Origin of the sequence: Ancylobacter amanitiformis, from assembly GCF_030814815.1 — a bacterium.
GTDB classification, from domain to species: Bacteria; Pseudomonadota; Alphaproteobacteria; order Rhizobiales; family Xanthobacteraceae; genus Ancylobacter; species Ancylobacter amanitiformis.
Genome location: NZ_JAUSVR010000016.1, coordinates 72,359 through 78,970, shown reverse-complemented (window position 1 = coordinate 78,970; position 6,612 = coordinate 72,359). Strand labels below are relative to the sequence as shown.

The 6,612-nt window shown below is 66.2% G+C and carries 4 protein-coding genes; 3 read left to right on the top strand and 1 reads right to left on the bottom strand.

Going from position 1 to position 6,612, the window contains the following annotated elements:
* The first annotated feature begins 166 nt into the window (after window positions 1-166).
* From QOZ99_RS18490 to QOZ99_RS18480, 3 genes are all read left to right on the top strand, one after another.
* On the top strand, window positions 167-3,268 hold the full coding sequence (locus QOZ99_RS18490; RefSeq protein WP_306891472.1) for a class I SAM-dependent DNA methyltransferase: 3,102 nt from the start codon (window positions 167-169) through the stop codon (window positions 3,266-3,268).
* Between the two features lie 113 nt (window positions 3,269-3,381).
* Window positions 3,382-4,041 carry a hypothetical protein gene (locus QOZ99_RS18485; RefSeq protein WP_306891471.1) on the top strand — a complete coding sequence of 220 codons (660 nt, stop codon included), beginning with the start codon at window positions 3,382-3,384 and terminating at the stop codon, window positions 4,039-4,041.
* Window positions 4,042-4,046: 5 nt separating this feature from the next.
* Window positions 4,047-4,868: a ParB N-terminal domain-containing protein gene (locus tag QOZ99_RS18480; RefSeq protein WP_484477011.1), complete on the top strand. Its 822-nt coding sequence runs from the start codon at window positions 4,047-4,049 to the stop codon at window positions 4,866-4,868.
* 135 nt (window positions 4,869-5,003) lie between these two features.
* Here the strand turns inward: QOZ99_RS18480 and QOZ99_RS18475 are convergent, their stop codons facing one another.
* Entirely contained in the window at window positions 5,004-6,608 is a 1,605-nt protein-coding gene (locus QOZ99_RS18475; protein ID WP_306891470.1) for a site-specific integrase, read from the bottom strand.
* Window positions 6,609-6,612 lie beyond the last annotated feature (4 nt).

Sequence of the window (6,612 nt, the reverse complement as noted above, 5' to 3'; positions counted from 1 at the left end):
CCCCACCCCGGGGGGGGGTGGGGGGGGGGGGCCCCCCCGCCGCGGGCGGGGGGGGGGGCGCAACGGCCCCAAATTAATAATAATTTTTTTTTTTTAAAATTTTTTCCCCCCCCCCCCCCCCCCCCCCCCTCAAGGCGCGCGTGAGAGCCGCCGCTGGGACGTACTGATGATGAATGCCCGCCGTCAGGCGGAGGATTATGCCAAGGCGCTGCCGCCGGCCGAAGGCTGGCCCCCGTTCCTCATCGTCTGCGATGTTGGCAACTGCTTCGAGCTCTATGCGGATTTCTCGGGGCAGGGGAAGAACTATGCCCAGTTCCCGGACCGGCAGGGCTTTCGCATCTTCCTGCATGATCTGCGCTCGGAAGAGGTGCGCGAGCGCCTTCGCCGGATCTGGACCGAGCCGCACAGCCTCGACCCCACCAAGCGCGCGGCGAAGGTGACGCGGGACATCGCCACCCGGCTCGCCAAGGTGTCGAAGTTTCTGGAGGAGCAGAAAGGCGCGGACGGCAGGCCGCTCTATTCGCGCGAGGCCATCGCCGCCTTCCTCATGCGCTGCCTGTTCACGATGTTCGCGGAGGATGTGGAGCTTATCCCGAAGGAGAGCTTCAAGGGCCTTCTGGAGCGTTGCCGCGCCAAGCCGGAGCTGTTTCCCGCGCTGGTGGGGCAGCTGTGGGAGGCGATGGACAAGGGTGATTTCGCCTATGCCATCGAGGCCAAGGTGAAGCGCTTCAACGGCTACCTGTTCAAGGACCGCGCCGTGCTGCCGCTGCCGCGTGAGGAAATCGGCGAGCTGTTCGAGGCGGCCAAGTCGAACTGGAAGGAGGTCGAGCCGGCCATTTTCGGCACGCTGCTGGAGCAGGCGCTGGACTCCATAGAGCGCCGCAAGCTTGGCGCGCACTACACCCCGCGCGCCTATGTCGAGCGGCTGGTCGTCGCCACCATCATCGAGCCCCTGCGGGCCGAATGGGACCATGTGCGCGCCACGGCGGAGCGCCTGAGCAGCGAGGGCAATGCCGGCGGGGCGCTGGAGGAGGTTTCGAAATTCCACGCCCGGCTGTGTCAGACGCGGGTGCTGGACCCCGCCTGCGGCACCGGCAACTTCCTCTACGTGTCGCTGGAGCTGATGAAGCGGCTGGAGGGCGAGGTGCTGGAGGCGGTGGCGGACCTCGGAGGCCAGGAGGCGCTGGGACTGGACCGCCACACCATCGACCCGCACCAGTTTCTCGGGCTGGAGCTGAACGCCCATGCGGCGGCCATTGCCGAGCTGGTGGTGTGGATCGGCTTCCTGCAATGGTTCTTCCGCACGCAGGGCGGGCAGCCGACCGAGCCCATTCTGCGCGACTTCAAGACCATCACGGCCATGGACGCGGTGCTGGTGACCGATGGCGCGGAGCCGGTGCTGGACGAGGCCGGGCAGCCGGTGATGCAGACGGATGCCGAGGGCCACCGCGTGCCGGTGCTCACCTTCCGCAACCCGCGCCTGCCGGTATGGCCGGAGGCGGAATACATCGTCGGCAACCCGCCCTTCATCGGCGGCAAGGATGTGCGCGGCCGGCTGGGCGATGGCTATGCCAAGGCGCTCTGGGCGGCGCACCCGCACATGAATGAGAGCGCCGACTTCGTGATGTACTGGTGGGACCGCGCGGCCGACCTGCTGACCCGGCGCGGCACGAAGCTGCGGCGCTTCGGCTTCGTGACCACCAATTCCATTACGCAGGAATTCTCCCGCCGTGTCATGGCGGCGCGGATGAAGGCGAAGAAGCCGATTTCGCTGCTGATGGCGATACCGGATCATCCGTGGACCAAGGTGACGCGCGACGCGGCAGCGGTGCGCATCGCCATGACCGTGGCGGCGGCTGGCAAGCACGAGGGCGTGCTGCGGGAGGTGGTGCGGGAGGAGGGGCTGGAGAGCGATACGCCCACAATCGAGTATGCCGACCGCAAAGGCGACATCAATCCTGATCTGACGGTGGGAGCCGATGTGACAGGTGCGGTGACTCTCCGAGCCAATGACTTCATTTCGTCCCCCGGCGTGAAACTGCATGGTTCCGGCTTCATCATCAGCCCGGCCGAAGCCGAAGCTATGGGTTTGGGTAAGCGCGAGGGTCTGGAGGCGTTTGTGCGGCCGTATCGGAATGGCCGTGACCTTGCGGCGCGGGCGCGCGGTGTCCTTGTCATCGACCTGTTTGGGTTGGAAGAAGAGAAAGTGCGCCGGGATTACCCAGAGGTATATCAGCGCCTGTTGACGGTCCGTGCCGCACGAGATGAGCAGTGCCGGCGCTCGAACACGCCCGATGCCATTGAATACGCTAAGCGCTGGTGGGTGTTTGGGAAGCCACGACAAGAGCTGCGAGCGGCAATGAGGGGGTTACACCGCTACGTTGCGACGGTTGAGACCTCGAAGCACCGAGTGTTCCAGTTCCTCCCAAGGGAAATCGTCCCAGACAACATGCTCGTGTGCATTGCCAGCGAGGATGCCTTTGTCCTCGGCGTTTTGTCGTCACGGCCACATGTCGTTTGGTCATTGAGGGCTGGCGGGTGGCTCGGCATCGGGAATGATCCCCGCTACTCGAAGTCTCGCGTCTTCGACCCCTTCCCCTTCCCGGACGTCTCCGAGCCTCTGAAAGCCGACATCCGCGCCGTTGCCGAGGAACTGGATGCCTTCCGCAAGGCCCGGCAGGCGGAGCATCCGCGTCTCACCCTCACCCAGATGTACAATGTGCTGGAAAAACTGCGGGCCGGTGCAACGCTGGACGCGGACGACATCCGCATCCGCGACGAGGGGCTGGTGCTGATCCTCAGAGAGCTGCACGACAAGCTCGATGCGCTGGTGTTCCGCGCCTATGGCTGGCCGGAAAACCTGTCCGACGAAGACATCATCGCCCGCCTCGTGGCGCTCAACAAGGAGCGGGCCAAGGAGGAGGCGCGCGGCCTCATCCGCTGGCTGCGGCCGGATTACCAGAAGGCGCGGGCGGGCATCACCCGCGAGGTCGAGGCCGCCGAGACGCAGGACACCATGACGCTGGTGGTCGCGGCGGAGAAGGAGCAGAAGCCGCTCTTTCCCGCCAACGAGGTGGAGCGCACCGCCGCCATCATGTCCGCGCTCGCGAATGCCTCCGCCCCGCTGGACGCGGCTTCCATCGCGGCCGGCTTCCGGCAGGGCAAGCGGGTCGAGCCGCAGGTGCGCGCCACGCTGGCCTCGCTGGTGCGCATGGGCTTCGCCAGCAGCCGGGACGGCATCGGCTTCATGTTCCGCCGCGTGGCATGACGCGGTGGCATGACGCGGTGGATGGCGGGCGCCGGTAACTTGCTCCGCCGGCCGGCGTGATTTAATGCGCGCCTGTCTGTCCGGGGACGGACGCAGATTTCACGGGCTTCGCCATGGCACCCTGCCGCGCCCCCGGATGCGGCGCTGAGGCGACCCGCTTCGGGCACTACTGCACCACGCACAAGTCCCGCCTGCGGCGGCACGGCGACATCGCTCAGGCGGCTATCAGCCGGGCCGCGCTGGCGCCCTATGTCGCCCGCGTGCGCACCCGCATCGCCAAGAACGCGGCGAGCCCGCTATGGGCGCAATGCGAAGCCCGCTGGACCGCCGTGATGGACCATGCCGGCACGATCATCGCCCGCTATGAGGGCGGCGGCACCGTGATCCGGGATGAACTGCGGGCGGCGCGCGAGGCCGGCCGGCTTGCCGATGTCACGGCGCGGGAGGTGGTGGAGACGGTGGCGGCGCTCTACCTGATGCGCGACGCGGAGCCCCGGCGCTTCCGCTCCGATGCGGCATTCAACACCCAGCTGGTGCGGCGCGTGCGGGGCCTCGCGGAGGTCAACGCGGGAATTTGGTACGACCATGCGAGCGGCCGCATGAAACGCGTCTATCGCGACCTTCCCCCCACCGTGGCCTCCATCCTCGCGCACTGGCTGGTGGAGACGCTTGGCGTGGTGGGTGTGCGACTGGCGGCGCTGGAGCGCAAGGACAGGGACGCGGAAGAGGCCAAGCGCAGTGCCTTCCGCGACGCGCTGGAGGATTTGACGTGAAGACGATGAACATCGACCAGCTTCGCAAGAAGGCCGCTGCCGCAAAGGGCAAGCCCACGGAACCTGCCACGGTGAAGCTGGAGGACATCCGGCGCGACCCGGCGTTTCAGGTGCGGACGGGATTGGACAGCGCCAATGTGCGCCGGCTGATCGGCGCCTATCGATCGGGCACCAAGGTCGACCCCATCGTGCTGGCCTTCTGCGACGATGCGCCAATGCCGGTGATCATCGACGGGCACCACCGTTTCGAGGCGCTGGAGCAGATCAAGCAGGAGGCGGTGGACGCGATTGCGGTCGCGGTCTCCCGTTCCGAAGGCCGCTGGCTGGCCGCCAAGGCCAACGCCCGGCATGGCCGCCAGCTGAAGCGTGTCGAGCTGCGGCGGATGTTCAAGACCTACGTCCAGACGCGCCAGCACGTTCTGCGGGGCGGCTATTCAAAGGATGGCCGGGACCTGACGGGCGCCCTCAAGTCCTATGCCGAGATTGCCGCCGACATCGGCGTGAGCAAGGCGACCGTGCACAAGTGGATGTGGACCGACTTCCGCAAGACAGCCCTCAAAATGGGCGGCGCGGAGGAGTTCGTTGGCCCCGGTGGCTTGGTCGAGAAGAGCCCGGAGCCGCAGCAGGAGATGAGGGCATTTCGCGCCAGCCTCTCGAAGCTCAACACCGCCTTCATCGACGCCGAAGACTATTACGCGCGGCAGGAAATGCTGGAATTGCTGGAGAGCACGCTGGCCAGCTTCCGGCAGCAGCACGCCGCAGAGGATGAACTGAGCACCCATTGGGACGGGCCGGACACCACCGCCGAAGACGCGGGGCATTTCTAGGAATTTAGCATTTGCAGTGGTTCTTGAGCCATAGGCGTTCAAATTGGACGGTCTCTGTCAACGGCTCGGCTTCGGCGGACCTCTGTTTTCAATGAGTTCGGTGCCTCGGGCGGGCTGGTGCGTAAGCGGAGCCGATCAGACATCGTAGCGCGGCACCCGGTTCAACTGATCGGCCAGGAAAGCCGCGCTGGCGTGCTCATAGCTGCGAGCGACGCCGCCGACCGTGTGACCCACGAGGATATCGCGGATCGAGGGCTCGACACCCGCCTCGGTCAATCGGGTCTTGAGCGTGTGGCGCCACGCGTGGTTGGGTTTGACGCGGGGGTCCAGCTTCGCCTCCTTCCGCACCCAGTCCGCCAGATGTTTGGCACTGAGTTCAGCCTGCGGGGTCTTGGCGTCGGCTTTCTCACGGCGCTCGGGGTCGAAGAACAGCGGGCCGGGACCACGCGACCGCACGAAGTCGAGAAAGCCGATATCGATCAGGTGTTGGTGCAGGAAGGCGCGGCGCGATTGACCGGTCTTCACGGTGCCGGCCTCGGGCGTGATGTCGAGCACCCAAATGCCGTCTTCCTGCCGGACGTCCGCACCGCGAAGCTGCGTTATCTCCTGCACGCGGGCACCCGTGTACGCGCATAGCCACGGCACCCAGCGGCGGGTGAAGGCCCGTGTGGGGTTCTCCGGATCGTCCGGGACGGCAAGAGCGGCGGAGAGCACGGCCTTGATTTCATCGGGACGGAAATTCGGCTGCCGTTCCCGAACCCGCTTGGGCACCTTGATGGTCACATCGGCAGCAGGGTTCGATGTAAGGAAGCGCCCGCCCTCATAGCTCATTGCCCAGCCCATGACCGACTTCACGGCGGAGATGTGATTGTCCCGGACGGACTTGGGCGAAAGCCCTTCGACCTTCAGGCGATGTTCAGCCCAGCGCCACAGGTCATCGGACGTGATGTTGCGCACGTCCTTGGCTTCGAGAAAGGCGTCGCACGCGGCAATTGCGGGCGCATAGACCTTCAGCGTGCCGGGCTTCAAGTCCGGGTTTGCGGCCTTCCAGCGCTCGAACAATTGCTGAAGAGTGACCGCATCGGCCGGGCGCGCGGGGGACGCCGGAGCCGATAGCGGCGCTGCTGGCGTCTCCCATGCCGGGAACCGCTTGGGGCGCGCGTCTTCGCGATAGTCGCCGCGCGCCAGCTGGCTGAGGCGGAGATGGGCGGCCTCATATTCTTCTTCCATGGCCTCCATGAACAGGGGCAGAGACTCCGGGGCGAGAGTCACGCCCTCGTTGAGGAAGAACTCGGACAGAAAGCCGTTGTCGTGCAAATGGGCACGCACACGGGCGGCAATCTTCGGCCCCCGCTTGTGTGGGAGGTCGCTCAGGTCGCGCTCATCAAGGACGCCGCCGGTCGCCTCCAGATTGTGGAAGGCCTCCAGCCGGAGCACCCACCCCTCCGGATCGTTGCCGGGGTCATCCTCGAAGCGCGCGATGAACCACTGATACCAGCGGCCGGCGAGGGCGAGCGCCTGCTTGCGCGTCAGGGTGACAAGGCCGGAGGTCAGTTCGGCGAATTTGGCTTCGAGTTGGGCGTGTAGTTCGGCGTTACGGCGGCGCGCGTGGACCGGATCGGTTCCGAGCCACTCGACAACCTCGCCCTTGCCCATCCGCTCCCGCAGGCGCTCGGGAACAACCTTGCGGAAACGCCAGCGACCGGACTTCGGGTCTTGCTTCGGGGGAGGGTACGCCATCCAC